The organism is Pseudomonas putida NBRC 14164 (assembly GCF_000412675.1).
Taxonomy (GTDB): domain Bacteria; phylum Pseudomonadota; class Gammaproteobacteria; order Pseudomonadales; family Pseudomonadaceae; genus Aquipseudomonas; species Aquipseudomonas putida.
Map to the genome: position 1 here is coordinate 1092344 of NC_021505.1, position 24697 is coordinate 1117040.

Annotated in this window: 20 protein-coding genes and 1 tRNA gene; 4 read left to right on the forward strand and 17 right to left on the reverse strand. The window is 63.6% G+C overall.

The window, feature by feature from the left end:
• Nucleotides 1-39: 39 nt before the first annotated feature.
• The 4 genes from PP4_RS04835 to bglX all read right to left on the reverse strand — a co-directional run bounded on the left by PP4_RS04835 (nt 40) and on the right by bglX (nt 7115).
• Nucleotides 40-1359 carry an MFS transporter gene (locus tag PP4_RS04835; protein ID WP_016498146.1) on the reverse strand — a complete coding sequence of 440 codons (1320 nt, stop codon included), beginning with the start codon at nt 1357-1359 and terminating at the stop codon, nt 40-42.
• Between the two features lie 231 nt (nt 1360-1590).
• On the reverse strand, nt 1591-2925 hold the full coding sequence (locus PP4_RS04840; RefSeq protein WP_016498147.1) for a sigma-54-dependent transcriptional regulator: 1335 nt from the start codon (nt 2923-2925) through the stop codon (nt 1591-1593).
• Nucleotides 2919-4676 carry an ATP-binding protein gene (locus tag PP4_RS04845; RefSeq protein WP_016498148.1) on the reverse strand — a complete coding sequence of 586 codons (1758 nt, stop codon included), beginning with the start codon at nt 4674-4676 and terminating at the stop codon, nt 2919-2921. The genes PP4_RS04840 and PP4_RS04845 overlap by 7 nt, the downstream gene beginning before the upstream one ends.
• A 147-nt stretch (nt 4677-4823) precedes the next feature.
• Nucleotides 4824-7115, reverse strand: coding sequence for a beta-glucosidase BglX (gene bglX / locus PP4_RS04850; protein ID WP_041167580.1), 2292 nt, complete (start codon nt 7113-7115; stop codon nt 4824-4826).
• A 186-nt stretch (nt 7116-7301) separates the two neighbouring features.
• Between bglX and PP4_RS04855 the strand changes: the two genes are divergently transcribed.
• Both PP4_RS04855 and PP4_RS04860 read left to right on the forward strand, forming a co-directional pair.
• The gene (locus PP4_RS04855; RefSeq protein WP_016498150.1) at nt 7302-7919 is read left to right on the forward strand and encodes a TPM domain-containing protein; all 618 of its coding nucleotides are present in this window, start codon (nt 7302-7304) and stop codon (nt 7917-7919) included.
• Between the two features lie 144 nt (nt 7920-8063).
• The gene (locus PP4_RS04860) at nt 8064-9278 is read left to right on the forward strand and encodes a class I SAM-dependent methyltransferase (RefSeq protein ID WP_016498151.1); all 1215 of its coding nucleotides are present in this window, start codon (nt 8064-8066) and stop codon (nt 9276-9278) included.
• A gap of 44 nt (nt 9279-9322) precedes the next feature.
• Here the strand turns inward: PP4_RS04860 and PP4_RS04865 are convergent, their stop codons facing one another.
• The 7 genes from PP4_RS04865 to PP4_RS04890 all read right to left on the reverse strand — a co-directional run bounded on the left by PP4_RS04865 (nt 9323) and on the right by PP4_RS04890 (nt 16377).
• Entirely contained in the window at nt 9323-10333 is a 1011-nt protein-coding gene (locus tag PP4_RS04865) for a DUF4917 family protein (RefSeq protein ID WP_016498152.1), read from the reverse strand.
• Between the two features lie 217 nt (nt 10334-10550).
• A complete protein-coding gene (locus PP4_RS04870; protein ID WP_016498153.1) occupies nt 10551-12257 on the reverse strand; it encodes a SulP family inorganic anion transporter in 1707 nt (568 codons plus the stop codon).
• Nucleotides 12258-12468: 211 nt separating this feature from the next.
• Nucleotides 12469-12542: transfer RNA gene (locus PP4_RS04875), tRNA-Gly, on the reverse strand.
• 111 nt (nt 12543-12653) lie between these two features.
• The gene (gene phaG, locus PP4_RS04880) at nt 12654-13541 is read right to left on the reverse strand and encodes a (R)-3-hydroxydecanoyl-ACP:CoA transacylase (RefSeq protein ID WP_016498154.1); all 888 of its coding nucleotides are present in this window, start codon (nt 13539-13541) and stop codon (nt 12654-12656) included.
• Nucleotides 13542-13988: 447 nt separating this feature from the next.
• Nucleotides 13989-14681 carry a 16S rRNA pseudouridine(516) synthase gene (locus PP4_RS04885; protein ID WP_016498155.1) on the reverse strand — a complete coding sequence of 231 codons (693 nt, stop codon included), beginning with the start codon at nt 14679-14681 and terminating at the stop codon, nt 13989-13991.
• A gap of 9 nt (nt 14682-14690) precedes the next feature.
• A complete protein-coding gene (locus PP4_RS27760; protein ID WP_080642758.1) occupies nt 14691-14903 on the reverse strand; it encodes a cysteine-rich CWC family protein in 213 nt (70 codons plus the stop codon).
• Nucleotides 14896-16377: a sensor domain-containing diguanylate cyclase gene (locus PP4_RS04890; RefSeq protein ID WP_016498156.1), complete on the reverse strand. Its 1482-nt coding sequence runs from the start codon at nt 16375-16377 to the stop codon at nt 14896-14898. Before PP4_RS04890 ends, PP4_RS27760 begins: the two co-directional genes overlap by 8 nt.
• 212 nt (nt 16378-16589) lie before the next feature.
• Between PP4_RS04890 and PP4_RS04895 the strand changes: the two genes are divergently transcribed.
• Nucleotides 16590-17039: a hypothetical protein gene (locus tag PP4_RS04895; protein WP_016498157.1), complete on the forward strand. Its 450-nt coding sequence runs from the start codon at nt 16590-16592 to the stop codon at nt 17037-17039.
• 32 nt (nt 17040-17071) lie between these two features.
• Here PP4_RS04895 and PP4_RS04900 read toward each other — a convergent pair whose 3' ends face one another.
• Nucleotides 17072-18178: an enoyl-CoA hydratase/isomerase family protein gene (locus PP4_RS04900; RefSeq protein ID WP_016498158.1), complete on the reverse strand. Its 1107-nt coding sequence runs from the start codon at nt 18176-18178 to the stop codon at nt 17072-17074.
• Nucleotides 18179-18303: 125 nt separating this feature from the next.
• Between PP4_RS04900 and ung the strand changes: the two genes are divergently transcribed.
• Nucleotides 18304-18996 carry a uracil-DNA glycosylase gene (gene ung / locus PP4_RS04905; protein ID WP_016498159.1) on the forward strand — a complete coding sequence of 231 codons (693 nt, stop codon included), beginning with the start codon at nt 18304-18306 and terminating at the stop codon, nt 18994-18996.
• A 120-nt stretch (nt 18997-19116) separates the two neighbouring features.
• On the opposite strand, the gene PP4_RS04910 is transcribed toward ung, so the two are convergent.
• The 5 genes from PP4_RS04910 to PP4_RS04930 form a co-directional block, all read right to left on the reverse strand.
• Nucleotides 19117-20148 (reverse strand): AbrB family transcriptional regulator, encoded by a 1032-nt coding sequence (locus PP4_RS04910; protein WP_041167583.1) that lies wholly within the window; start codon nt 20146-20148, stop codon nt 19117-19119.
• Nucleotides 20141-21655, reverse strand: a complete 1515-nt coding sequence (locus PP4_RS04915; protein WP_016498161.1) for a tripartite tricarboxylate transporter permease — start codon at nt 21653-21655, stop codon at nt 20141-20143. Before PP4_RS04915 ends, PP4_RS04910 begins: the two co-directional genes overlap by 8 nt.
• A 3-nt stretch (nt 21656-21658) precedes the next feature.
• Nucleotides 21659-22117, reverse strand: coding sequence for a tripartite tricarboxylate transporter TctB family protein (locus PP4_RS04920; protein WP_016498162.1), 459 nt, complete (start codon nt 22115-22117; stop codon nt 21659-21661).
• A gap of 199 nt (nt 22118-22316) precedes the next feature.
• Nucleotides 22317-23297, reverse strand: a complete 981-nt coding sequence (locus PP4_RS04925; RefSeq protein ID WP_016498163.1) for a Bug family tripartite tricarboxylate transporter substrate binding protein — start codon at nt 23295-23297, stop codon at nt 22317-22319.
• A 46-nt stretch (nt 23298-23343) separates the two neighbouring features.
• The gene (locus PP4_RS04930) at nt 23344-24633 is read right to left on the reverse strand and encodes an OprD family porin (protein WP_016498164.1); all 1290 of its coding nucleotides are present in this window, start codon (nt 24631-24633) and stop codon (nt 23344-23346) included.
• Nucleotides 24634-24697: the final 64 nt, after the last annotated feature.

The window sequence follows — 24697 nt, forward strand, 5'->3', positions numbered from 1 at the left end:
ATGTAATGGAGCGCCCCCTTTCAGTGTTGCCAACCAGCGTCAGTCAGTAGTAATCCGCGAGTGTTGCTTGGTGTCCTTCATGGTCGCGTAAACCAGCAGCGAGCAGGCGATACAGGCGGTGACGTACCAGTAGAAGCCGCTTTCCATGCCTGCGCTCTTGAACCACAAGGCCACGTACTCGGCGGTGCCGCCGAAGATCGACACGGTCAGGGCGTACGGCAGGCCCACGCCCAGGGCGCGAATTTCGGTTGGGAACAGCTCTGCCTTGACCACGGCGTTGATCGAGGTGTAGCCGCTGACGATGATCAGCGCCGCCATGATCAGGAAGAATGCGCCCCACCAGGTCTGGATGGTGTGCAGGGTGCTGAGGATCGGTACGGTGAACAGGGTCCCGAGCACACCGAAGGCGATCAGGATCGGGCGTCGGCCGATCTTGTCGGACAGGCCACCGATCACCGGCTGCAGGCACATGAACAGGAACAGTGTAGCGGCCGAGATGGTGGTCGAGTCGCTGATGCTCATCCCCACGGTGTTGACCAGGTACTTCTGCATGTAGGTGGTGTAGGTATAGAAGGCCAGGGTGCCGCCCATGGTCAGGCCGACCACGGTCATCAGCTCCTTGGGGTGGCGCAGCAGGGTGCGCATCAGGCTTTCCTTGGCCTTTTCCTTCTTGGTGAACGAGGCGGTTTCTTCCATGCCGCGACGCAGGTACAGGGCCACCACTGCGCACAGTGCACCGATCACGAACGGCACGCGCCAGCCCCAGGCATACAGCTGCTCTGTGGTCAGGGTCTGCTGCAGGACAATCAGTACCGCCAGGGCGATGAGCTGGCCGGAGATCAGGGTCACGTACTGGAAGCTGGAGAAGAAACCACGGCGTTCCTTGCTGGCCATTTCGCTGAGGTAGGTGGCCGAGGTGCCGTATTCGCCACCCACCGACAAGCCTTGCAGCAGGCGTGCGACGACCAGCAGGACCGGTGCGGCGACGCCGATGGTTTCGTAGCCCGGGGTCAGGGCGATGACCAGCGAGCCGGCGCACATCAGCAGTACCGAGGCCATCAGCGCGGCCTTGCGGCCTTTGCGGTCGGCGTACAGGCCCATCAGCCAGCCACCGATCGGGCGCATGAGGAAGCCCACGGCGAAGATCGCGGCGGTATTGAGCAATTGTGCGGTGGAATCACCGGCCGGGAAAAAGGCCTTGGCGAAGTACAGCGAGAATGCGGCGTAGACGTACCAGTCGTACCATTCGACCATGTTGCCGATGGACCCGCTGAAGATCGACTTCAAACGGCTGGCGGTGGTTTTTTCTGCGGCGGGCGCAGTGGCCGCCCCAGCGGGCAGGGAGGTGGCGTTATCCATCAGGGATACCTTCTCGTTGTTTTTGTGGAGCGCGCCGTGGCGCAGCTTGCCAAGGCAATTGCAGAAGGTGTGCCAAATGGGTGCAGGCTGATTCATTTGAGGGCAAAACCGCAGTGGTAGTTGACCTGTAGGCGCGGCCTTGCGTCGCGATGGGCTGCGAAGCAGCCCCATGATCGTTCAGAAATAAGCGGATTTTTGCCTATCAGCGATTGCAGGTAAGCGGAAATCCGCTCATTCGCGCCCGACAAAATCCTCGCGCACCAGCCCATGCCGCTGCATCTTTTCGTTAAGCGTACGCCGCGGCAACTGCAACGCCTCCATCACCGACTTGATCTCGCCCCCATGCTGGCGCAAGGCTGCGCGCAGGCATTGCGCCTCGAACGCTTCCATCTGTTCGCCCAGCGACTGCCCGGCAGGTGTCGCTTCGATGTTCGGCGAACTCAGCCCCAGCGCATGGCGCTCCGCCGCATTGGCCAGCTCACGTACGTTGCCCGGCCAGTCATGGGACAGCAGCTGAGCCAGTTGTACACCCGACAGCAGCGGGGCGGCACGGCCCAGCTTTTCGCCTGCAGCGCGGGCAAAATGCTCGAACAGCAGAGGAATGTCTTCACGCCGCTCACGCAGCGGCGCCAGGCGCAGCTCGGCCACATTCAGGCGATAGGCAAGGTCTTCGCGAAAGCGGCCGGCGCGGGCCTCTTCGAGCAGGTCGGGCTTGGTCGCGGCAATGACACGCAGGTCGACGCTTATGCTCTGGTTGGCACCCAGACGCTCCAGCTTCTGCTCCTGGATCACGCGCAACAGCTTGGCCTGCTGCGCCAGCGGCATGCTCTCGATTTCGTCGAGAAACACCGTGCCACCGTTGGCGTACTCCAGCTTGCCGATGCGCTTGCCCTGGGCGCCGGTGAAGGCGCCGCTTTCGTGGCCAAACAGCTCGGCCTCGAACAGCGACTCGGGAATGGCCGCGCAGTTGAGTGCGACGAAGGGTTTACCGGCGCGAGGGCCAAAATCGTGCAGGCAGCGGGCCACGCGCTCCTTGCCGCTGCCGGTTTCGCCACGGATCAGCACGTTGACCGGCAGGCTGGCCAGCTCCAGTACTTGTCGGCGCAGCTGTTGCAGGCCCTGAGACATGCCCAGTAACGTGCCTTCCAGGCGTGACTTGAGGTCTGCCTGTTCGTGCAGCCGGCGGTTTTCCAGCACCAGCTGGCGCTTTTCCAGGGCCCGGCGCAGGCTGCCCAGCAAGTGCTGCGGGGTGAAGGGCTTTTCGAGAAAGTCGTAGGCACCGCTGCGCATGGCTTCCACTGCCATGGGCACGTCGCCGTGGCCAGTCAGCAAGATGACGGGCAAGTCGGGGTCGTCCGCCTGCAGGCGTTCGAGCAATTGCAGGCCATCCATGCCCGGCATGCGCACATCGCTGATGATGACCCCGGGAAAGTGCTGCGGCAGGTGGGCCAAGCACTCTTCGGCGCGCGCGAACAGTTGCACGCTGAAGCCGGACAGGCTCAGCCATTGCTCGACTGCACTGCGGATACTGGCTTCATCATCGACGACGATCACTGAATTCAACATACAGGCTCCAGGTCACGGGGCAGGGTAAGGCTCAGGCGTGCACCACCGGGCAGGTTTTCGACCTGCAGCTGGCCACCGGCCTCGTGGACGATGCCGTAGGAAATGGCCAGCCCCAGGCCCAGGCCTTCGCCCACCGGCTTGGTGGTGAAGAACGGGTCGAAGACCTTGGCCAGGTTGGCCTCGGCGATGCCGCCCCCCGAGTCCAGCACGCTCAGGCGCCACCGCTCGCCCTCGGGTTCGATGCGCACCTCCAGGCGTTTGTAGCGCTTGTCGGCCATGGCGTCGAGGGCATTGCGCAACAGGTTGATCAGCACCTGTTCCAGGCGAATGGCATCGCCGCGTACCCAGGCCGGGCGCGCCAGGTACAGGGCCACCTCTACCTCTTCGCTGCGAATGCGGGTTTCCAGCAGGTGCAGGGCCTGGTCGACCACGGTGGCCAGGTCGAGGCGCTCGCGCAGGCCGACCGGGCTGTTGCGGGCAAAGGTTTTCAGGTGGCTGGTGAGCGCAGCCATGCGCGTCAACATCTGCTCCAGTGGCTCCAGGGCCTGGCGTGCTTCGTCATGCCGGCCATGGTCGAGCAGCAGGCGCAGGGTTTCCAGTTGCATGCGCTGGGTGGTCAGCGGCTGGTTGATTTCGTGAGCCATGGCTGCCGACATCTGCCCGAGCGCCGCCAGCTTGGCTGATTGCACCAAGCCTTCTTGAGCCGTGCGCAGTTCGCGAGTGCGTTCCTCGACCTGGCGCTTTAGCTCTTCGCGGCTGCGCTGGCGAAGGCGCGCCAGGCGCAGGCGCTGGCTGACGAACAGTGCGGCGAACACCAGGCTCAGCCACACGGCGGCGGCGCCCAAGGCGGCATTGCGGCCGTCGGCAGTGACCTGCGGTTTGCGCAGCAGGTGCAAAGTCCAGTTTTCGCCTTCCAGTGGCAGGCTTTCCCACAAGTATTCGGCGCTGCCCTCGGGGCCTTGCACACGGCTAAGGGTGCTGTTGGCGGCAAAGCGCGTCAGCACCTGATGCTGCAACGGCACCAGCGGTTGTTTGTCGTACTGGCGGGTTTCGGCAAGCTCGGCACGGTCGGCACCACTGAGCGGCTGCAGCTCGCGGTAGCGCCAGCCGTCCTGGTTGGCGATGAAGGTGATGCCGCGGGCATCGCTCACCAGCAGGATGTCGCTGCCCTGGCGCCACTCGCGTTCAAGTTCCGGGAACTCCAGCTTCACCACCATGGCACCGAGGAAGCGGCCATGCTCGTCGTTCACCGCGCTGGCGAGGAAGTAGCCCGGCACGCCACTGGTCACGCCCACGGCGTAGAAGCGGCCACTGCCCTGGCTGCGGGTTTGCTTGAAATAGGGCCTGAAGCCGTAGTTGGAGCCGACATAGCTGCTGGGCAGCCGCCAGTTGCTGGCGGCGATGGCCAGGCCGGTGCGGTCGAGCAGTTCGAGGGTGGAGGAGTTTGCGGCGCCGTTGATGCGTTCAAGCTTGCGGTTCAGGGCGTCCTGCACCTCTTCGCTGGCCGGGCCACGCAGGGCGGCGATCAGCTCCGGGTCCAACGCCAGCACGGCGGGCAGGGCGCGGTAGCGGTCGATCAGGGTATGCAGGGTATTGGCGTAGAGGCCCAACTGCTGGCTGGCACGCTGGGCGTCGTCTTCCATGGCCTGGCGCTTGGCCTGGTGCATGGCCCAACCGGCACTGAGGGCGGTACCCAGCACGATCAGCAGGGTGATCAGCCCCAGACGCAGGGCGCGAAAGGAAAAGGGCATCGGGGCGGATCCGGATGATTGTGATATCGGGGCCTGCCTCTTCGCGGGCTTGCCCGCTCCCACTGGATACTCACAGCCCGATGGACCTGTGCAGTACCTGTGGGAGCGGGCAAGCCCGCGAAAAGGCCGGTACAGGCGACCTTTCGGTTACAGCAGTTCGAAGCTCTGCTGCTGCACCGTCTGGGAATCCAGCCCGACCTGGACATTGAATTCCCCTGGCTCGGCAACCCGCTGCAGCTGGCCATTGTAGAACTTCAGGTCTTCCTCGCTGATGCGGAAGGTCAAGGTGCGTGACTCGCCCGGCTTGAGCATCAGCTTCTGGAAGTTCTTGAGTTCCTTGACCGGGCGGCTCATCGACGCCGACACGTCCTGCAGGTACAGCTGCACCACGGTCTCGCCGGCTACCTTGCCGGTGTTCGCCACCGTCACCTTGGCCTCCAGTGTGTCGCCGCGCTTGAGGTCCTTGTTCGACAGCTTCAGGCCCGACAGCTCGAAGCTGCTGTAGCTCAGGCCATAGCCGAACGGGTACAGCGGGCCGTTGGGCTCTTCAAAATACTGCGAGGTGTAGTTGCCTGGTTTGCCAGGGGTGAACGGCCGACCGATGCGGGTGTGGTTGTAGTACATCGGGATCTGCCCGACCGAGCGCGGGAAGGTGATGGCCAGCTTGCCGGACGGGTTGTAGTCACCAAACAGCACGTCGGCGATGGCATTACCACCTTCGGTGCCGGCGAACCAGGTTTCGAGGATGGCGTCGGCCTGCTCGCGCTCCCAGCTGATCGACAGCGGCCGGCCGTTCATCAGCACCAGCACCAGCGGTTTGCCAGTGGCCTTCAGGGCCTTGATCAACTCGCGCTGGCTGGCCGGGATCTCCAGGGTGGTACGGCTCGACGACTCGTGGGACATGCCGCGGGACTCGCCGACCACTGCCAACACCACATCGGATTGCCTGGCCGCCTTGACCGCTTCATCGATCAGCACCGCAGGCGGGCGCGGGTCGTCGACGATTTCCGGGGCATCGAAGTTTAGGAAATTCAGGTAATCGAGGATCGCCTTGTCGCCCGTGACGTTGGAGCCTTTGGCGTAGACCAGCTTGGCCTTGCCTTCCACGGCGCGGCGCAGGCCTTCGCGCACGGTTACCGAGTGCACCGGTTTACCGTCGGCGGCCCAGCTGCCCATCATGTCGATGGGGGCATCCGCCAGTGGGCCGACCAGGGCGATGGTGCCGGTCTTTTTCAGCGGCAGGGTCTGGTTGCGGTTTTCCAGCAGCACCAGGCTGCGGCGTGCCACGTCACGCGCAGCTTCGCGGTGCAGGCGGTCGTTGCCGTAATAGTCCTTCAGGTCGGTTTCGGCTTTGCCGATGCGCACGTACGGGTCCTTGAAAAGGCCCATGTCGTACTTGGCGCCAAGCACTTCGCGTACCGCCTGGTCCAGTTCGCGCTGGGTCACTTCGCCTGACTTCAGCAGGCCTGGCAGCTCTTCGCCGTACAGGGTGTCGTTCATGCTCATGTCGATGCCGGCCTTGATCGCCAGCTTGGCGGCTTCACGGCCGTCGCGGGCGACCCCGTGGCGGATCAGTTCCTGGATGGCGCCGTGGTCGCTGATGGTCACGCCTTTGAAGCCCCACTCCTTGCGCAGCAGGTCGTTCATCAGCCAGGTGTTGGAGGTGGCCGGCACGCCGTTGATCGAGTTCAACGCCACCATTACCCCGCCAGCACCGGCGTCGAGCGCGGCGCGGTAGGGCGGCAGGTAGTCGTTGTACATTTTCGGCAGGCTCATATCGACCGTGTTGTAGTCGCGCCCGCCTTCCACTGCACCATACAGGGCGAAGTGCTTGACGATGGCCATGATGCTGTCGGGGTTTGCCGGGCTGCTGCCCTGGAACGAGCGCACCATCACCTGGCCGATCTTGGAGGTCAGGTAGGTGTCCTCGCCGAAGCCTTCGCTGGTACGGCCCCAGCGTGGGTCGCGGGCGATATCGACCATGGGTGCGAAGGTCATGTCCAGGGCGTCGGCCGAGGCTTCGATGGCTGCCGTGCGGCCCACCTTGGCGACGGCGTCCATGTCCCAGGTGGCGGCCATGCCCAGGCCGATGGGGAAGATGGTGCGTTCGCCGTGAATGGTGTCGTAGGCGAAGAACATCGGGATCTTCAGGCGGCTGCGCATGGCCGCGTCCTGCATCGGGCGGTTTTCGGGTGCGGTGCGCGAGTTGAAGGTACCCCCGATGCGGCCTGCGGCAATTTCTTCGCGGATCTTTTCGTGGGGCATTTCCGGACCGATGCTGATCAGGCGCAGTTGGCCGATTTTCTCGGCTTCGGTCATCTGGCTGATCAGGTGCTCGATGAACGCCTGCTTGTCCTGCAGGGGCGGGGCATAGGGGGCGGCAAGGGCCGCCTGACTGGCAAGGCCCATGGCCAGGCCCAGCAAAGACAGTTTCATCATCAATTCCGTTGTGGGGCCTCTGCCGTATCCAGGGTGATACGCGCGCGGCCGAAGTTTTCAGGCGGCTATTGTTGTACGATTCGCAGGCTTACTTTCCAGCAGCGGATTATGCCTGAATATGTCGTCTGCGGATGAAGCCCCGAGTGCCGGGACAACAACTATAAGAACGCTCAAGAGACCGACGGCATGACCCCCTTCGACGAGTACCATCAACGGCAGATTGCCGAAGCCATTGCGCGTGCCGAACGGCGCACCGATGCCGAACTGGTGACGGTGCTGGCTCGCCGCGCCGACGATTACGCCTATTGGCCGCTGTTGTGGGCCGCCGTGCTGGCGCTGGCGGTGCCAGGCCTGTTGCATTGGCTGCTGGCTTGGCCCAGCGTGCGTGGCTTGCTGGTGGCCAACGTGTTGCTGTTCGTCGGCTTGTGCCTGCTGCTGCGCAACCCGCGCCTGGCCGGCTGGCTGATCCCCCGTGCCCTGCGTCGCTGGCGTGCTTCACGGCTGGCCCAACAGCAGTTTCGCGAGCAGAACCTGCAGCGCACCGCAGGCGCCACGGGTGTGCTGATTTTTGTCAGCGAGGCGGAGCGGCATGTGGAGATCCTGGTCGACCGCGGTATCGAGCACTGCCTGGACGCCGAAGCCCGCGCGGCCATCGGAGCGCGCTTTGCCGAACAGGTGCGCCAGGGCCGGACCTTGCAAGGTTTTGTCGAGTGCATCGAGGCGTGTGGCGAGCTGCTTAGCCAGCACGTGCCGCCAACCCATGCCCGTAACGAGCTGCCCAACCGTTTGGTGATTCTCGATTGATCCGGATCCGCCTGGCTTGACGCGTTCCCGGTGGGGGCGGGTTCACCCGCGAATGTTGCCTGGAGGCCACCGACGCATTCGCGGGTAAACCCGCTCCCACAGGGTGTAGAATGCGCTTCCCGCTATTCGAGGCACCGTTTCTCCATGTCCGCCAGTACTTCCGCCCCCTCCGCGCCGGATGCGCGCGCTCAGTTTCTCGACCTGCTGAACGCCGCCCTGCACGGCGATACCTTGGTCAAACTGGTGCTGGCGCGCCATGTCGGTGCCGATCAGACCTTGCAACGGATCATTGCCAAGCCGTTGCAGGTCAAGGGCCAGCCGTGCCTTTCGCTGGTCTACCGCCACCAGACCCGCGACATCACCCGCAACCTGCCGCTGGACCAGGCCCAGGCCCTGGTCGCCGAGCTGCTGCCAGACAGCTTCCGCAACGCCCACCTGTTCGATGCTGACGGCGAAGTGCAGCTGACCTTCAGCAAGAAGGGCAAGCCGATGCTGCAGCGTCACGGCGCACAGGCACCGCGTGAGGTGACTGCCAGCAGCGGCCATGACCGCGAGAAGAAGCGTTACCTGGAGTTGTCGCGCCCGTTTTTGCGCGACCTGGGCGTAACCGATGCACAAGGCGCGTTGATTCCGTCGATGTCGCGCAAGTGGAAGCAGATCAACAAGTTCATCGAGGTCTTTGACCACGCCTTGGCCAGCGCCCCGGTGCCGGCCGGGCAGGCACTGCGGGTGGCCGACTTTGGTTCGGGCAAGGGCTACCTGACCTTCGCCATGCATGATTACCTGCGCAACAGCCTGGGCCGCGATGCACAGGTCACTGGCGTAGAGTTGCGCCAGGACATGGTCGACCTGTGCAACACCGCTGCCGCACGCCTGGAGCACCCGGGCCTGGAGTTTCAGTGCGGTGACGTGCGCAGCGTGGTGCCAGAGGCCATCGAGGTGATGATCGCCCTGCATGCCTGTGACATTGCCACCGACTACGCCATCCATACCGGCATCCGCTGCAACGCCGCGATCATCATGTGCTCGCCGTGCTGCCACAAACAGATTCGCCCGCAACTGCACAGTCCGGGGTTGCTGCAACCCATGCTGCAGTACGGCCTGCACCTGGGCCAGCAGGCCGAAATGCTGACCGACAGCCTGCGGGCGCTTTACCTTGAAGCGTGCGGTTACGAAACCAAGGTATTCGAGTTCATCTCGCTGGAGCACACCAACAAGAACAAGATGATTCTTGCGGTGAAGCGGCAGAAGGCGGGGGACAACGGGGCGTTGCTGGAGAAGATTGGCCAGCTCAAGGCGTTTTATGGGGTGCAGGAGCATTGCCTGGAGACGTTGCTGCGGGCGGATGGGTTGCTCTGACGGCAACCCCCAGCAAGCCTGCGCGCGCTCCTGCTGGGAGCGTGCTAGCGTCGAGCGGCTGGTAGCTCGATCGCCAAATCTGCCAGCCCCAACGGATGCGTACTGGCATCAAAGAAATGCACCTTCGTCCCCGCCAGATCCCCGAACCGATCAATATAGTGTTGCTTCTGGTTGATCACCGAAGCCTCGCTCAATGGCCTTATGGCAATCGACAGATGCTGTGGCCGCGCCTGTCGGATAGCTTCGAGCAGGTGCTGGTCACTGCTGTCCAGATGCTGCCCGAACAGGCATAACCCTTGATTCTCCCGTGCCAACTGCCCCAGGCACCAGCCCAGGTAGTCCGAGTTGCGAATGGCGCGCAGTTTTTCGTCGCTGCGGTCTTCGTTGACGAACAGCGGCACCTCTCCCGGGATGTTCACCGCAAAGCCATCGAGCAGCTCTGCGTGGTCGGCGCTGCGTTGGCGGGTGGTGCCGTCGGGCAGCTTGAGCAGGTGCAGGCCGCCATGCAGGTGCAGCACGCGGGTGCCTTCGCTGCGGGTGCGGCGCACATCGAAGAAGCCTTGCTCGTCGAACAACTTGGCGAAGCCGTGCGGGGCGTGTTGCACAGCCCATGGCAGCAGCAGGTCGTAGTTGCTGGTGTAGACGCTGCGGTAGCCGCGCAAGGCCTGGTTGAAGGCTGCCAGCGTGGTGGCTGGCATCAGTGACCACGGCAGGTGCACTGTGCGCACGGCGTGGATCAACGCTTCCTTGATCGAGTAGTAGCGGTTCAGCGGCGCGGTGGAGTTGATGGCCAGCGCGGCGTTGGCGCGCACGGTGGTGTTGAGGGCGCTGAGCACAGGCTCGAACAGCTCTGTGCCCAAGGATTTGAACAGCGCCTGGTCGCTGACCGCCAGGCCTTTCTTGCGGCCGGCGCGTTGCGCTTCCTCGAAGAGCGAGAAGTAGCCGAACGGCTTCCACACTGCGCGGCTGGCACCGTTGCCCAGCAGCAGGGCGTCGCAGGGGTGGCGGGCAGCGAGTTCTGGCCAGGGGGTGAGGGTGGCGTCAAGTGCGGGCATGCTGGGGTCCGTTGGATGGAGCGGAGAACGGGGGCGACTTTAGCATGTCATGCAGCGTGAGCGAGGGTTGGTGTCCTGCCAACAGCCTTGTGTTACCTGGACCGGCCCTATCGCCGGCAAGCCAGTTCCCACAGGTACGGCATAGCCGGTGATCCCTGCATCGTACCTGTGGGAGCTGGCTTGCCGGCGATAGGGCCAGTGGCAATAGAACACCTCTTTAGCCCTGCTCGGCAACCGGCACAGTGCGGCTCCGGTTACGCCAAACCCGGTACGCGCGAATCCCGGCCCGTACCGATCCGAACAGCAGCTTGTCTTCCATTTCCCGCGCCATCCCCGAGCGCACCAGCATGCGCAGGAACGTACCCCGGGCGCGTGCGATGGCAAAGAAGATGCCTTGCGCTGCCAGGGTGTCGCGTACTTCACGCAGGGCAGCGATGCCGCTGACGTCGATGTTGGTGACTGCTTCGGCATCGAACAGCACGGCCTTGGGCTGGTGCTGGCTCTGTACCGCCTCGAGCAGGCGCATCTTGAAGTAGTCGGCGTTGAAGAACAGGATCGCGTCGTCGAAGCGGTACACCACCAGCCCTGGCACGGTGCGCGCGTCCTTGAATTTGCGGATGTCGACCTGGCCTTCGGTGCCCGGCAGCCAGCCCAGCACGGCATCGGTGGGCTGGTAGATGCTGTACAGCAGGCGCAAAATCGCCAGGGTGACGGCAAACACGATACCGGGCAGCACGCCCAGGCCCAGCACCCCCGCCGTGGTCAGCAGGCACAGCCAGAACTCGAAGCGGCTGAGACGCCGGATGCTACCCAGCGACTTGATGTCGATCAGCCCCCAACCGGCCATCAACAGCACGGCGCCCAGTGCAGCCTGCGGGATCCACGCCATCGGCGCGGTGAAGAACAGCAGGATCAGGGCGATGACCAGGGCCGCGATGATGCCCACCAGCTGGCTTTTGCCACCGACCATGTCATTGACCGCCGTACGCGAGTCGGCGCCACTGATGGCAAAGCCCTGGGAAACCCCGGCGGCCAGGTTGCTGACGCCCAGGGCGACAAACTCGTGGTTGGCGTTGATCGCATAGCCATGCCGGGCGGCGAAGCTGCGCGCAGTCAGCATGGCACTGCAGAAGCTGACGGTGGCAATACCCAGGGCGTCGCGCAGCAGGCTTTTCATTTCCTCCAGGTTGCTGTGCGGCCACGCCAGCTGCGGGATGCCGGCAGGTACCGGGCCGAGGACGGCAACGCCGAAGCGGTCAAGGCCGAACAGCCCGGCCAGCAGCATGAACAGCGCCACTACCGTGAGGGCTGCAGGCAGGCGCGGGTAGCGCCGCGGCAGCCAGACCAGCAAGCCCAGGGCGGCCAGGCCGATGAGCAACGTGACCCAGTGAATCTCGCCCAGGCGCTGGAAGAGGTTGATCAGGCTGAGGATGAAACCGTCGCCTTCGATCTTGAAGCCCACCACCTTGGACAGCTGCCCGGCGATCAGGCTAAGGCCGATGCCGTTGAGGTAGCCGATCAGGATCGGCCGCGAAAAGAAGCTGGCGATGAAGCCGGCACGGGCCAGGCCGGCGGCAATCAGCATTATGCCAACCAGCACGGTGACGATCACCGACAGTTCGACAATGCGCTGCGGATCGCCCATGGCCAGCGGTGCCACGGCGCCGGCGATCATCGCGCAGGTGGCAGCGTCGGGGCCGACCATCAGTTGGCGCGAGCTGCCGATCAGGGCGTAGACCATCATCGGCAGGACGCAGGCATACAGGCCGTATTGTGGCGGCAGGCCGACGATTTGCGCGTAGGCGATGGCAATGGGGATCTGGATCGCCGCGACCGAGAGCCCGGCCTGCAGGTCGGCATGCAGCCACTCGCGCCGATAGTGCAGGAGGTTGGCAAGGCCTGGTAGCCAGCGGGATAGAAACATGCGTCATCCTTTCGAAATGTTTCAAGATTCCAGTGAGCATATCCGCCACAAGCCGTTTCGCTTGCAGGCGTATGCACCCGCTGCGCATTGAAGCGGATCGGCAGGCAAATGGCCATGGGCCAGGTCAACGTGGGGGGCAGAAACGAAAAAAGGAGCCAAGGCTCCTTTTGACTGCGATGACGTTGCTGGAACGTCATGCTGGAATGCGATGTGGAGCGGGTAGAGGGAATCGAACCCTCAACTAAAGCTTGGGAAGCTTTCGTTTTGCCACTAAACTATACCCGCGTCTGCGCAGCACTTTTTACCAGAACCCTTCACGAATTAGAAGCCCAAGTTATAAAAAAGCTTGTCGGCACCCCATAGCCTGCGGGTATCAGTTACAGAGTGCCGAGGCGCTCAGATAGCCAATGCATGCTGCCCCTGTTGAACGTGCTGGTAGCGGTGACGAGGTTCACGCACGGTCGGCTTGAGGAAGCCAAGCAAGACGCTGCGGGTGTTTTCACAGGCGGTCTTGTTTTCCATGTCGAGGAAATGGCCCGCGTCGCGGATCACGCTGAAGTGGCTTCTGCCCACATGCTTGCCAAACTGCCGGGCATCTTCGGCCGTGGTGTACTCGTCGCGGTCACCGTTGACGAACAGTACCGGGATGTCGATATTTCGCGCACCATCCAGCGCTCGCTCCAGGTCGTGCTGCAGCACCTGGTTGATGTGGAAGTGCATCTGCGCGTACTCATGGCTGTCCAGGCTGCTGACGTGCCGGTAGTTGAAGCGCTTGAACAGTGACGGCAAGTGCTTGCCGATGGTGTCGTTGACCAGGTTGCCGACCTGATACCGGTCGCAGGCGGCCAGGTACTGGCAGCCACGGTCCAGATAGTCGCGCATCGGCTCGTTGATCACCGGCGAGAACGAACTCACCACTGCCTTCTTCACGTTACGTGGCTGGTGCGCCAGCGCCAGCAGCGTACTTGCGCCACCCCACGAGAATGACATCACGTGGTCTGCCTGGAAGTGCTCGATCAGCTCAAGGAGGATATGCGCCTCGGTCTCCTTGCTGATCAGGCGTTCCTGACGGTTGTGCGGCTTGGACTTGCCAGCATACGGCTGGTCGAACAGTACTACGTTGAACTGCGGGTGCAGGTTACGTACCGTCTGGGCGAACGAGGCGGTGGTGGCGAGCGAGCCATTGATCAGGATGATCGTATTCTCGGCCGCATCCGCGCGATAGAACTCCGTGTAAACCCGATACTGACCTTGGATATCAAGTACAGCGATTTCTGGCCTCATGTCATCGACTCCTGGCGCAAAAAGGGTATTCGCGTCACCTAGGGTGCACGTTCTTTATGACAGGTAGGCATTTGCCTGAAGAGAAAACCGGGGGCCCTGTGTCGATCCTTGGCACTTGCGTCGACGGTATTGTTTTTGGCGGGGCAATTTGCCGTGCCCCAAGGCATCGAGGCCTTGGGTAGCCGGCAAAAGGTGTCTTCGACTGCGGGCGTGACTTGGTAGTCACATGCAGACTGACGATTTGGATTCAAGCAGTGGGTCGTGGATCGCGCAAGTGCCGTTCGGGGAGAAATGTGACTTTTGTCGCTGAGCGGTCGTATGACGACCCTGTAGTGTCTGCCCCGGCCTTCTCGCGGGCGCGCCCGCTCCCACAGGAAAAACACAAGCCCGGGGCATTTCGGGTATGGGTGGGAGCGGGCATGCCCGCGAAGCGGCCGGGCAGGCGGCCTAGACAGTGGCTATTTCTTCCGCTGTGAGTTCACGAAACGCCCCAGGTGCCAACCCAGGGTCCAGCCGGATCGCCCCCATGCTCTCCCGATGCAGCCCCACCACCTTGTTGTCGAAGAACCCGAACATGCGTTTGACCTGGTGATAGCGCCCTTCGACGATCGCCAATCGAGCGCGTCGCGGCCCGAGGATGTCCAGCTGGGCAGGTTGGGTGGTGAGGTCTTCGAAGGCGAAGTAGAAACCCTCACGGAACTTGGCCACATAGTGCTCGGCAATGTCGTCTTCGGTTTCCACCAGATAATGCTTGGGGAGCTTGGTGGCAGGCTGGGTCAGGCGCCGTGACCACTGGCCATCGTTGGTCAGGATCATCAGCCCGGTGGTGTTGAAATCCAGGCGCCCGGCAATGTGCAGGTCATCGCGGAGCGCTGTTGGCAGCAGGTCGAGCACGGTGGGGTGCTGCGGGTCCTGGGTGGCGCTGACGCAACCCTGTGGCTTGTGCAGCATCAGGTAACGCGCGGGGCGGCCCGCCTGGAGCAACTGGTCGTCCAACTCGACACGGCTGAATTCACGTACCTCGGTCAGCGGGTCGCTGACCACCACGCCCTCCACCCGCACACGGCGTTGCGCCAGCATCAGGCGAACTTGCTGGCGGTTGTGGCTGGGGAGGTTGGCGAGGAAACGGTCGAGGCGCATTGGAACAGGTCAGTGGGGAGTGGTTGATCGGAGTTGCTCTTCAACGGCAGCGCAACGCGGGCACAGGCAGGCTTTGTTCCGCAACGCGGCGGGCAGGGCCTGTAGCACGGCGGGGTCGATGGCCACGCTGTAGCACCAGCAGGCTTGGGTAGCGCGGCGCGGGTCGGCCAGGCTGCATTGGTTGAGGGCACCGCAAGCGGGGCAGTGTTGGCTATCATTCATGGCGGGTTTCACTGCAGACGCGGTTGCGGCCGGCCTGCTTGGCACGATAGAGCGCACGGTCGGCGCGGGTCAGCAGGGCGTGTAGGGTATCCCCTGGCTGCAGGCTGCTCAGGCCGATGCTGGTGGTGAGGCGCAGCGGCTGTTCTTCGTAGCTGAAGGTCAACTGTTCGGTGCGGCGGCGGATCTTTTCCGCCACCTCGATGGCCTGCCGGCCTTCGGCTTCACGCAGCAGCACGATGAATTCCTCACCGCCCCAGCGGCACAGTATATCCGACTGGCGCAGGCTGCCTTGCAGTACATTGGCAAATTGGCGCAGCACTTCGTCGCCTGCCAGGTGGCCGTGGGTGTCGTTCAGTGCCTTGAAGTGGTCCAGGTCGATCAGCAACGCCACCAGCGGCCCACTGTCGCGCTGGGCTTCGTGCAAAGCCTGGGCGGCGAGCAGGTCGAAGCTACGCCGGTTGGGCAGGCCGGTGAGGCTGTCGAGGGTGGCCAGGGCTTCGGTGCTGGCCTGGTGACGGCGGACCATGGCATGCACCAGCGCCAGCACCACCAGGGTGATCATCGCGCAGATGGCCAGGTTCAGGTACAGGGAGTGGCGGATGCGGTCGAGGGCGCCGGTTTCGCGCTTTTCCACCAACAGGTACCAGTCCAGTTCGGGCAGGTGGCGCACGTTGAGGAAGTGGCTGTGGTTGTCGCTGTCGCGGTACTCGTGGCTGCCTTCACCGGGCACCAACTGCTCGGCCAGTACGTCGTTCAGTTCAGGGTTGTCGCTGAGCGGCTGGCCGACCCGCAGACCATGCGGGCCACCTTCCGAGCCGGTCATCAGCACCTTGCCCTTGGCGTCGGTGAACAGCACAGAGCGCTGGTAGCGGCGTTGGTACTGGTCGATCAGCTGGACCACCGACGATACGCTCAGCCCGACACCGGCGGCTCCGATGAAGCGGTGCTGGTAGTCATGTACCTGGTAGTTGATGAACACGGTCAGGCTGTCCTGGTTGGCCATGTCCAGATCGACGTTGATCTCATAGGGCGCCTTGAGGTCGCGCAGGCGGAAATACCAGGCATCGCGCCAGGTGCCTGGCTCTACCTTCTTGAGCACGCCTTTGGCCTGGTAGTAGGTGAGGGTGCGGTCAGACACGAAAAACGACGTGAAGGTGTCCTGCTTGCCCATGACTTCGCCAAGGTAGCGGGTCATGCGCTCGGTATCCTGCTCGCCGGACAGCACCCAGTCCCGCAGGAAGGTGTCCTGGGCCATCATCGAGGCGATCAGCACCGGGCGAATCAGGTCCTTCTGGATTTCCGAGTAGACCGTGTCGGAGGTCAGCGGCAGTTCCGTATTGATGATGCCGTCGCGGATGGCGCTGCGTGAGGAGAAGTAGCTGAGTAGCGAAGTGGCGAGGAAGCCGCACGCCAGTAGCACCAGCAGGGTAAGGATCAGCGAGCGCTGCGAGAACAGAGCGGAACGTAGCGGCATGATCTTCCCGTGATGTGTGCCTGGGCGCCTATTCTAGTGAGATGACCGGCAAATGACTGCAAGTTTTTCAGGGTTATCGCACCTGTATCAAATTATTGCAAAAATGGCACTGCACCTCGGCTTCACTGTCTTATTCAGTGTCGATGAACGCATTACGCATCGACGCTCGCCAGCGCCGCTGTTCGGGCACTCCAGCGGTCCAGGAGGCCGCCATGTCTTATCGAATCCTGTTGATCGCCCTGCTAGGGCTGATGACTTCCGCCTGCGCCCCGTACTACGAGAGCGGGGGCTATTACCGTTCGGATTACTACTCCACCGACCGCTACGTGTCGCCAGGGTATTACCGCTATGACCGCTACTACGTGACGCCGCAACCGCGCTATTACTACCAGCCGGCACCGCGCTATTACCATCGTTCGGCGCCTGCGCCGCAATACCGGCCGTATCCGCAGCCGGGGATGCAGCAGTGGCACGGCAACCCGCGCAATGACTACGGTAACCGCCAGCGCCAGGACTACAGGCAGGATCGGGACCGGCATGATTATCGTGACGGCAGCCAGCGCTACCAGCATGGCAACTGGAACGCCAATGGGCAGCGCAATGACGGCGGACGCTGGGACGGCCGACGTGGTCAAGGGCGCGGGGGTAACTGGCAGCGGTAGGTGATTGAACCCAGCCCAGGTTGTTGTTGAAGTCAACTCAGGTCCGCCAATGGATGCCGCCCCTCCCATGCCTTGGAAAAATGCGCCTCGACCACCGCCGCCGGTACCTGAGCTACATCCGGCCAGTGCCAGCGGGGGTGGTTGTCCTTGTCCAGCAAGCGGGCTCGCACGCCTTCGCTGAACTCCGGGTGGCGGCAGCAATTCAGGCTCATGCAGTATTCCATCTGGAACACCTGCGCCAATGAGAGGTGACGCGCCCGGCGAATCTGCTCCCATACCAGATGGGCGGTCAGCGGGCAGCCTTCGTGCAGCCGCTGGCCTGCTTCTGCAAGCAGTGGGTCGTCATGGTGCTTGAGCCCCTCCAGTGCACGCCAGGCCGCCGCCGCATCGGCCACGTCGAGCAATGCATCGATCACCTGCCGCCGCGGCAACCACTGGGCTTCGGGCAACTCGGCGCAGGCGCGGTGCTGTTCGGCCTTGAGCAGGCTGTTCAGTTGCAGGGCGGTCTGCTCCTGCCAGTTCAGTTGCAGCAGTTCTTCGACCAGCGCCTCTTGCTGATGCTCGCCAAAAAAACGGTCGGCCAGGCCCAGGTCAAGGGCGTCGCGTGCGTTGATTGGCGCGCCCGTCAGCCCCAGGAACAACCCCAGTTTGCCCGGCAGCCGGGCGAGGAACCAGCTGGCACCCACGTCGGGGTACAGCCCGATACTGATTTCCGGCATGGCCAAACGGCTGCTGGGTGTGACGATGCGTACACTGGCGCCCTGCAGCAGCCCCATGCCACCCCCCAGCACATGCCCGTGGCCCCAGCACAGCAGCGGTTTGGGGTAGGTGTGCAGGGCGTAGTCCAGGCGGTACTCTGCGGCAAAGAAAGAGGCGGCCAGGGGCGGTACGCTTCCGGGGTGGTCACGGCAGGCCTGCACCAGCGCCCGCACATCGCCTCCGGCGCAGAAGGCTTTGGTGCCGTTGCCGCGCAGCAGCACGCAGACAACCCCCGGGTCGCGGGCCCAGACGTGCAATTGCTCGCCCAGCACCTCGATCATCGGCAGGCTCAGGGCATTGAGCGCCTTGGGCGCATCCAGGGTGGCGATGCCGATGCGGGCGCCGTCGGCGCCGGTGAGTACCTCACAATGAATGGCCATGGACTACCTCGCTCAGTCATCGCACAAGTATGGCCTGCCTGACCGAACATGCCGGTCGTCGGTCGGATCGTTTGACAAGCGGGAAGGGCTTACCTAGTGTCGCGCCATTGATTACGGATGGCCCCATGACTGACGACGATCGCATCAAACTCGAACCCAGCTGGAAAGCCGCATTGCGTGCTGAATTCGACCAGCCCTACATGCATCAACTGCGCGAGTTCCTGCGCAGCGAGCGTGCCGCCGGCAAGGAAATCTACCCGCCAGGGCCGCTGATCTTCAATGCGCTGAACTCGACGCCGCTGGACCAGGTGAAGGTGGTGATACTCGGGCAGGACCCCTACCACGGGCCAGGCCAGGCGCACGGCCTGTGCTTTTCGGTACAGCCGGGCGTGGCCACGCCGCCGTCGCTGGTCAATATCTACAAGGAAATGCAGCGCGACCTGAACATCCCGATCGCCAGCCACGGCTACCTGCAAAGCTGGGCCGAGCAGGGCGTGCTGCTGCTCAACACCACCATGACCGTGGAGCGGGCCAATGCGGCGTCGCATGCCAAGAAGGGTTGGGAGTTCTTTACCGATCGGGTGATCCAGGTGGTCAGCGAGCAGTGCCCGAACGTGGTGTTCCTGTTGTGGGGGGCACATGCGCAAAGCAAGCAGAAGCTGATCGACGGGACCAAGCATCTGGTGCTGAAGTCGGTGCATCCGTCGCCGTTGTCGGCTTACCGCGGGTTCCTGGGGTGTGGGCATTTCAGCCGGACCAACAGCTTCCTCGAACAACGTGGGCTGCCGCCGATCAACTGGGCGGTGCCACCGCTCTAATCACCTGAAACACCGCGTCGCCTTCTTCGCGGGCTTGCCCGCTCCCACAGGGATGGCACCTGCCTTGTGGGTGGTGCAGTACCTGTGGGAGCGGGCAAGCCCGCGAAGCAGGCGACGCGATTATTCCTGGTTTGCGTTCCACAGCCGGAATAACGGCTCCGCCAGAAACAGCACGAACAGCAAGCGCATCACCTGCAGCGCCGTCACCAAAGGCACGGACAGTTGCAGGGTCTCTGCTGTAAGGCTCATTTCGGCAATGCCCCCCGGCATCATCCCCAACGTCAGCGAACGCAGGTCCAGCGCTGTCATCACGCTCAACACCCACGCGGCACTGCCGGCAATGGCCATGCACAGCGCCGTGGCCAGAAGCGTGCGCCCCAGGAACGACGGGGCCCGGCGGAAGAAGGCGCGGTTGAAGTGGCATGCCAGGCCACTGCCGATCAGCCACTGGCCGATCTGGCTGGCGCCATTGGGCAGGGCGATCTGCAGGTTGCCGGCCAGGCTGACCGTGGCCGCCACCAGCAATGGCCCGAACAGCCAGGGGTTAGGCTGGCGCAACCGTTGCCAGAGCAGCGCAACGGCAACGCCGAGCGGGCTGATCAGGGCCAGCCAGCCCCAGCTGACACTGCCGGCATGATTGAGCGGCACCCCGTCACCCAGCAGAAACTTGAACAGCGCGGGCACGCACAGCACCACTGCCAGCACCCGCAGGCTCTGCGCTGCCGCCACCTGGCTGAGCACTGCACCGTTCCGGGCACCCAGGTTGACCATCTCCCCCGAGCCGCCAGGCATGCTGGCGAAGAATGCCGTGGCGCGGTCTTCACCGGTGCGCCGCAGCAGCCACACGCCGATCACGCTGGACAGGGTGGTGAACAGGGCGCCGAAGAAGATCAGCGCAAAATGGCTACCCACTTGCTCGATCACTGCCGGCGTAAAGTGCAGGCCAATGCCGATGCCGATGATGCACTGCCCGCATTTTCGGCCGTTGGGAATTTCCGACAACTGCCAGGGCGTCAGGCAGCGCACCAGGATGATGGCCAGCAGCGAACCCACCATCCACGGCAAAGGCCAGCCGACCTTGCTGGCGAGGTAACCGCCAGCAAGGCCGACCAGCCCGGTTGCGACAAACAAAGGCAACGGTCGATCAGGCATCGGCCAGGGCCCGACGCTGCAGGCTGCGTTTACGCCAGATGCGCAGCAGCGGCAGGGCGAGCATCAGCGCCACCAACGCCCAGACGCCCATGCTGATCGGGCTCGACCAGAGGATGCCCAGTTCACCGTTGGAGATCGAGAGTGCACGGCGCAGGTTCTGCTCCATCAGCCCGCCCAGGATGAAACCGAGCAGGATCGGCGACAGTGGGAAGTCCAGCTTGCGCAGGATGTAACCCATGATGCCGATGCCGACCATCAGGAACAGGTCGAAGGTGGTGGCATGCACGGCGTATACGCCAATGGCCGTGATGATGGCGATCACTGGCACCAGCGCCCAGTTTGGCACGGCGAGGATGCGCGTGAAGATGCGGATCATCGGGATGTTGAGGATCACCAGCATGATGTTGGCGACGAACAGCGAAGCGATCAGGCCCCAGACGATGTCCGGCTGCTGTTCGAACAGCAGTGGGCCAGGGGTGATGTTGTACAGGGTCAGGGCGCCGATCATCACGGCCGTGGTGCCAGAGCCCGGTACGCCCAGGGTCAGCATCGGGACCAAGGCGCCACAGCAGGACGCACCAATGGCAGTTTCCGGCGCTGCCAGGCCACGGGCATCGCCTTTGCCGAACTTGCCGCTTTCCCCGGCCAGGCGTTTCTCGGTCATGTAGGCCACGGCACTGGCCAGCGTCGCGCCGGCGCCGGGCAGAACGCCCATGATGAAACCAAGCAGGCCGCAACGGATGTTGACCACGAATACCGAAGCCGCTTCCTTGAAGTTGAACAGCATGCGGCCGGTAGCTTTTACCGCCTGGTGACCATGGTGGGTCTTTTCCAGCAGCAGCAGGATTTCACTGATGGAGAACAGGCCTAGCACCAGCACCACGAACTGGATGCCGTCGGCCAGGTGTACGCTGTCACCGGTGAAGCGGTAGACGCCGCTGTTGGCATCGATGCCGACCGCCGAAAGGAACAGGCCGATCAGTGCGGCAATGAAGGTTTTTAGCGGTTTGTCACCTGCCATGCCACCCAGGGCGACGATGGCAAACACCATCAGTACGAAGTATTCCGCCGGGCCGAAAGCGATGGCCCATTTCGCCAGCAGCGGGGCGAACAGCACCATGCCGCAGGTGGCGATGAGGGCGCCGATGAACGAACTCCAGGCCGACAGCGACAGTGCGACGCCCGCCAGGCCTTGGCGAGCCATCGGGTAGCCGTCCAGGGTGGTCATCACAGTCGAGGCTTCGCCCGGGATGTTCAGCAGAATCGAGCTGATACGCCCGCCGTATTCGCAGCCCAGGTACACCGCGGCCAGCAGGATCAGCGCAGACTCTGGCGGCAGGCCCAGGGCGAAGGCGATGGGGATAAGCAGGGCCACGCCGTTGATCGGGCCCAGGCCCGGCAGCAGGCCGACCACCGTGCCGATCAGGGTACCGGAGAGGGCAGTGACCAGGTTGTAAGGGGTCAGGGCAACGCCGAAGCCCTGGCCCAGGTAGCTCAAGGTATCCATGTGTCAGTTCTCCAGTACGCTCAGCAGGCCAAGGGGCAGGGGCACGTCCATCACGCGGTCGAACAGCCAGTAGAGCAGCAGGCTCATGCCGACGACCACGAGGGCGCTGTGCAGCCAGCGGCCGCCATACAGGCGGGCCATGGGCAGGCCGACAAGGATGGCGCTGAGGATGAAGCCCAAGGCTTCGAAGGTGGCCGCGAAGACGATCAGCAGGCCGACGCAGGCGGTGATCTTGGTCAGGGTTTCGCGGTCCAGTTCCGGTTCGTCGTCCTTGCGCACGATGGGCGTGGGGCGGAACACCAGGTACAACAGGCCCAGGCCCATCAGGCCGAGCATCAGCAGCGGATAGGCACGCGGGCCCACCGGTTCATAGGAAAACGCCGCCTGGTAGGGCCAGGCCATCACGGCCAGGGCGGCGCACACCGCCAGCAGGACCAGGGCGAAGATGCGTTGCAGGATCATTGGGGAATCCTCGTCGGGATTGCTCAAGTGAGATGCAAATCCTGTGGGAGCGGCCTTGCGTCGCGATCGGGCGCGAAGCGGCCGCTAAACCTGCCGATGCGATCTGTCCGCAGCATCGTATCGGCTGTGCCAGGGGCCGCTGTGCGGCCCATCGCGGCTCAAGGCCGCTCCTACAGGGGTGATGGTGAGTCCGACAGGCTTACTGGATCAGGCCAAATTCCTTGGCCAGTGCCTTGTAGTCGGCCACTTGCTTCTTCACATAGCCGTCCAGCTCTTCGCCGGTCATGGCGAACGGGAACAGCTCGCGCTGGTCACGCAGCTCGGCGAAGTCTTGCGAGGCCAGCATCTTGTCGAACGATGCCTTCCACCATGCGTAGTCCTCGTCGCTCACCTTTGGCCCCAGGTAGAAGCCGCGCACTACCGGCCAGACGATGTCGTAGCCCTGCTCCTTGGCGGTAGGGATGTCTTTCATCTCGGGCTCGTCCAGGCGGTTTTCCGAGAACACCGCCAGGATGCGCATGTTGCCGCTCTGGATGTGCGGCATGGAGTCGGAGATGTCGGTAGAGCCGACCTGGATATGGCCGCCCAGCAGCGCCGTGGCAATTTCGCCACCGCCTTCCAGGGCAACATAGCGCAGGTCACGCGGGTTGATGCCGGCGGCCTTGGCGATCAATGCGGTTTGCATCCAGTCCTGGCTGCCGACGGTGCCGCCAGAGCCGATCACCACCTTGCTGGGGTCTTTCTTCAAGGCCGCGACCAGGTCGTCGAGGGTCTTGTAGGGCGAGTCGCTTTTCACCGCGATGGCGCCGTAGCTGGTGCCGACAGCTGCCAGCCATTTCACGGCGTTCTCGTCGAAGCGGCCGAACTTGCCTTGAGCCAGGTTCAGCAGGGAGCCACTGGACCAGGCCACCAGGGTGTCGGCATCGGCCGGGCGTTGAGCGACCACGGCGTTGTAGGCCACCGCGCCGACACCGCCGGGCATGTAGGTGACGCGCATCGGCTTGCTGAGGATCTTTTCCTGCACCAGGGCGCTTTGCACCAGCTTGCAGGTCAGGTCGAAGCCACCGCCGGGCGAGGCGGGGGCGATGCATTCAGGGCGTTTCGGTTCGGCGGCAAGGGCGTTGCCGGCCAGCAGCAGGCAGCCGGTAGCGAGGACGAGGCGGCGCAGTGAAAAGGTCATCGTCTATCTCCGTGAGCGTTGTTGTTTTTGGATTACCGCTATGGGGTTACCACAGCGCTACGCTGTAGCTCACCAGCAGCCTCACTTCGTCCGCGTCGCGGGCGAAGTTGGAGCGGAAGGTGGCATTGCGCAGGCGCACGGCGACGTTCTTCAACGGGCCGCTTTGTACCACGTACTTCAGTTCGGTGTTGCGTTCCCACTCTTTGCCTTCGCCACCGGCGGCACGGCTGACGTTGTCACCGCTGATGTAGCGGGTCATGAAGGTCAGGCCGGGTACGCCGAGCGCGGCAAAGTTGTAGTCGTAACGCGCCTGCCAGGAACGCTCGTCGGCACCGGCGAAGTCGTTGATCTGGACGAAGTTGACCAGGTACGGGTCGGCGCCATCGACATACGGGAAGGCGCTGTCGCCGGACAGCTGCTGCCAGGCGGCGCTGACCTTGTGCCCGCCCAGGGCGTAGCTGAGCATGCCGTTGACGGTGGTGTTGTCGATGTTGCCGGCTTTGGCAGCGCCAGCATCGTCACTCACTGCCAGGCGCAGGTCGGCGCCCAAGGTGCCCGGCCCCCAGGGTTGGGTGGCGACCATGCCGATGAAGTGCTGGCGGTAGATGTCGTCGAGCTGGGCGAAGTGGTAGCTGCCGGTGATGCGGTCGGTGAACTGGTAGTCCAGGCCGGCCAGGGCCAGGTTGTCGGCGCTGAACGTGCCACCAAAGCGGCCGTTCTTGTTGTTCAGCGCCAGGTCTTTCCAATTGGTGTCGTTGCGGTCCTTGGCCTTGTCCAGGCGCCCGCCCGTGAAGGTCAGGCCCTTTATCTCTTTCGAAGTGAGCAGGCCGCCCTCGAAGGTTTGCGGCAGGATGCGCCCATCGTTGGGCTGCAGCGTCGGCAGCTCAGGGATCAGTGTGCCGAGCTTGAGTTCGGTCTGGGAAATCTTAACCTTGCCGGTGAGGCCCAGCTTGGAGTATTCGTCGGCGGCCTTGCCGTCATCATGGGTCGGCAGCAGGCCGGTATCGGTGCGGTCGGGGCTGGAGTCGAGCTTGACGCCGAGCATACCCAATGCGTCCAGACCGAAGCCTACGGTGCCATCGGTGTAGCCGGACTCGAAATTGAGGATGAAGCCCTGGGCCCACTCGTCGCGCTTGGATTGCTGCGCGCTGGTGCCATCGCGGAAGTCGCGGTTGAAGTACATGTTGCGGGTTTCGAAGGTGGCCGTGCTGTCTTCGAAGAAGGCGGCCTGGCTCATCGGGGCGACACCGGCAAGCGCGAGGGCGCTGGCGATGGCAGAGGGGCGTGCGGCAAAGGAACGGGTAGGCGCGAACGCCTGCGGCTGCGATGACAGCATCGTCGATGACTCCGTTTATTGTTCTTATTCGTTGCACCTTGCTGGTGCTTTTTTCGGCGCGAGG

Coding starts and splice junctions, on each gene's coding strand:
- PP4_RS04835 (WP_016498146.1), bottom strand. CDS start 1,359: ATGGATAACGCCACCTCCCTGCCCGCTGGGGCGGCCACTGCGCCCGCC.
- bglX (WP_041167580.1), bottom strand. CDS start 7,115: ATGATGAAACTGTCTTTGCTGGGCCTGGCCATGGGCCTTGCCAGTCAG.
- PP4_RS04855 (WP_016498150.1), top strand. CDS start 7,302: ATGACCCCCTTCGACGAGTACCATCAACGGCAGATTGCCGAAGCCATT.
- PP4_RS04925 (WP_016498163.1), bottom strand. CDS start 23,297: ATGACCTTTTCACTGCGCCGCCTCGTCCTCGCTACCGGCTGCCTGCTG.
- PP4_RS27760 (WP_080642758.1), bottom strand. CDS start 14,903: ATGAATGATAGCCAACACTGCCCCGCTTGCGGTGCCCTCAACCAATGC.
- ung (WP_016498159.1), top strand. CDS start 18,304: ATGACTGACGACGATCGCATCAAACTCGAACCCAGCTGGAAAGCCGCA.
- PP4_RS04845 (WP_016498148.1), bottom strand. CDS start 4,676: ATGCCCTTTTCCTTTCGCGCCCTGCGTCTGGGGCTGATCACCCTGCTG.
- phaG (WP_016498154.1), bottom strand. CDS start 13,541: ATGAGGCCAGAAATCGCTGTACTTGATATCCAAGGTCAGTATCGGGTT.
- PP4_RS04870 (WP_016498153.1), bottom strand. CDS start 12,257: ATGTTTCTATCCCGCTGGCTACCAGGCCTTGCCAACCTCCTGCACTAT.
- PP4_RS04885 (WP_016498155.1), bottom strand. CDS start 14,681: ATGCGCCTCGACCGTTTCCTCGCCAACCTCCCCAGCCACAACCGCCAG.
- PP4_RS04840 (WP_016498147.1), bottom strand. CDS start 2,925: ATGTTGAATTCAGTGATCGTCGTCGATGATGAAGCCAGTATCCGCAGT.
- PP4_RS04890 (WP_016498156.1), bottom strand. CDS start 16,377: ATGCCGCTACGTTCCGCTCTGTTCTCGCAGCGCTCGCTGATCCTTACC.
- PP4_RS04930 (WP_016498164.1), bottom strand. CDS start 24,633: ATGCTGTCATCGCAGCCGCAGGCGTTCGCGCCTACCCGTTCCTTTGCC.
- PP4_RS04895 (WP_016498157.1), top strand. CDS start 16,590: ATGTCTTATCGAATCCTGTTGATCGCCCTGCTAGGGCTGATGACTTCC.
- PP4_RS04865 (WP_016498152.1), bottom strand. CDS start 10,333: ATGCCCGCACTTGACGCCACCCTCACCCCCTGGCCAGAACTCGCTGCC.
- PP4_RS04910 (WP_041167583.1), bottom strand. CDS start 20,148: ATGCCTGATCGACCGTTGCCTTTGTTTGTCGCAACCGGGCTGGTCGGC.
- PP4_RS04860 (WP_016498151.1), top strand. CDS start 8,064: ATGTCCGCCAGTACTTCCGCCCCCTCCGCGCCGGATGCGCGCGCTCAG.
- PP4_RS04920 (WP_016498162.1), bottom strand. CDS start 22,117: ATGATCCTGCAACGCATCTTCGCCCTGGTCCTGCTGGCGGTGTGCGCC.
- PP4_RS04900 (WP_016498158.1), bottom strand. CDS start 18,178: ATGGCCATTCATTGTGAGGTACTCACCGGCGCCGACGGCGCCCGCATC.
- PP4_RS04915 (WP_016498161.1), bottom strand. CDS start 21,655: ATGGATACCTTGAGCTACCTGGGCCAGGGCTTCGGCGTTGCCCTGACC.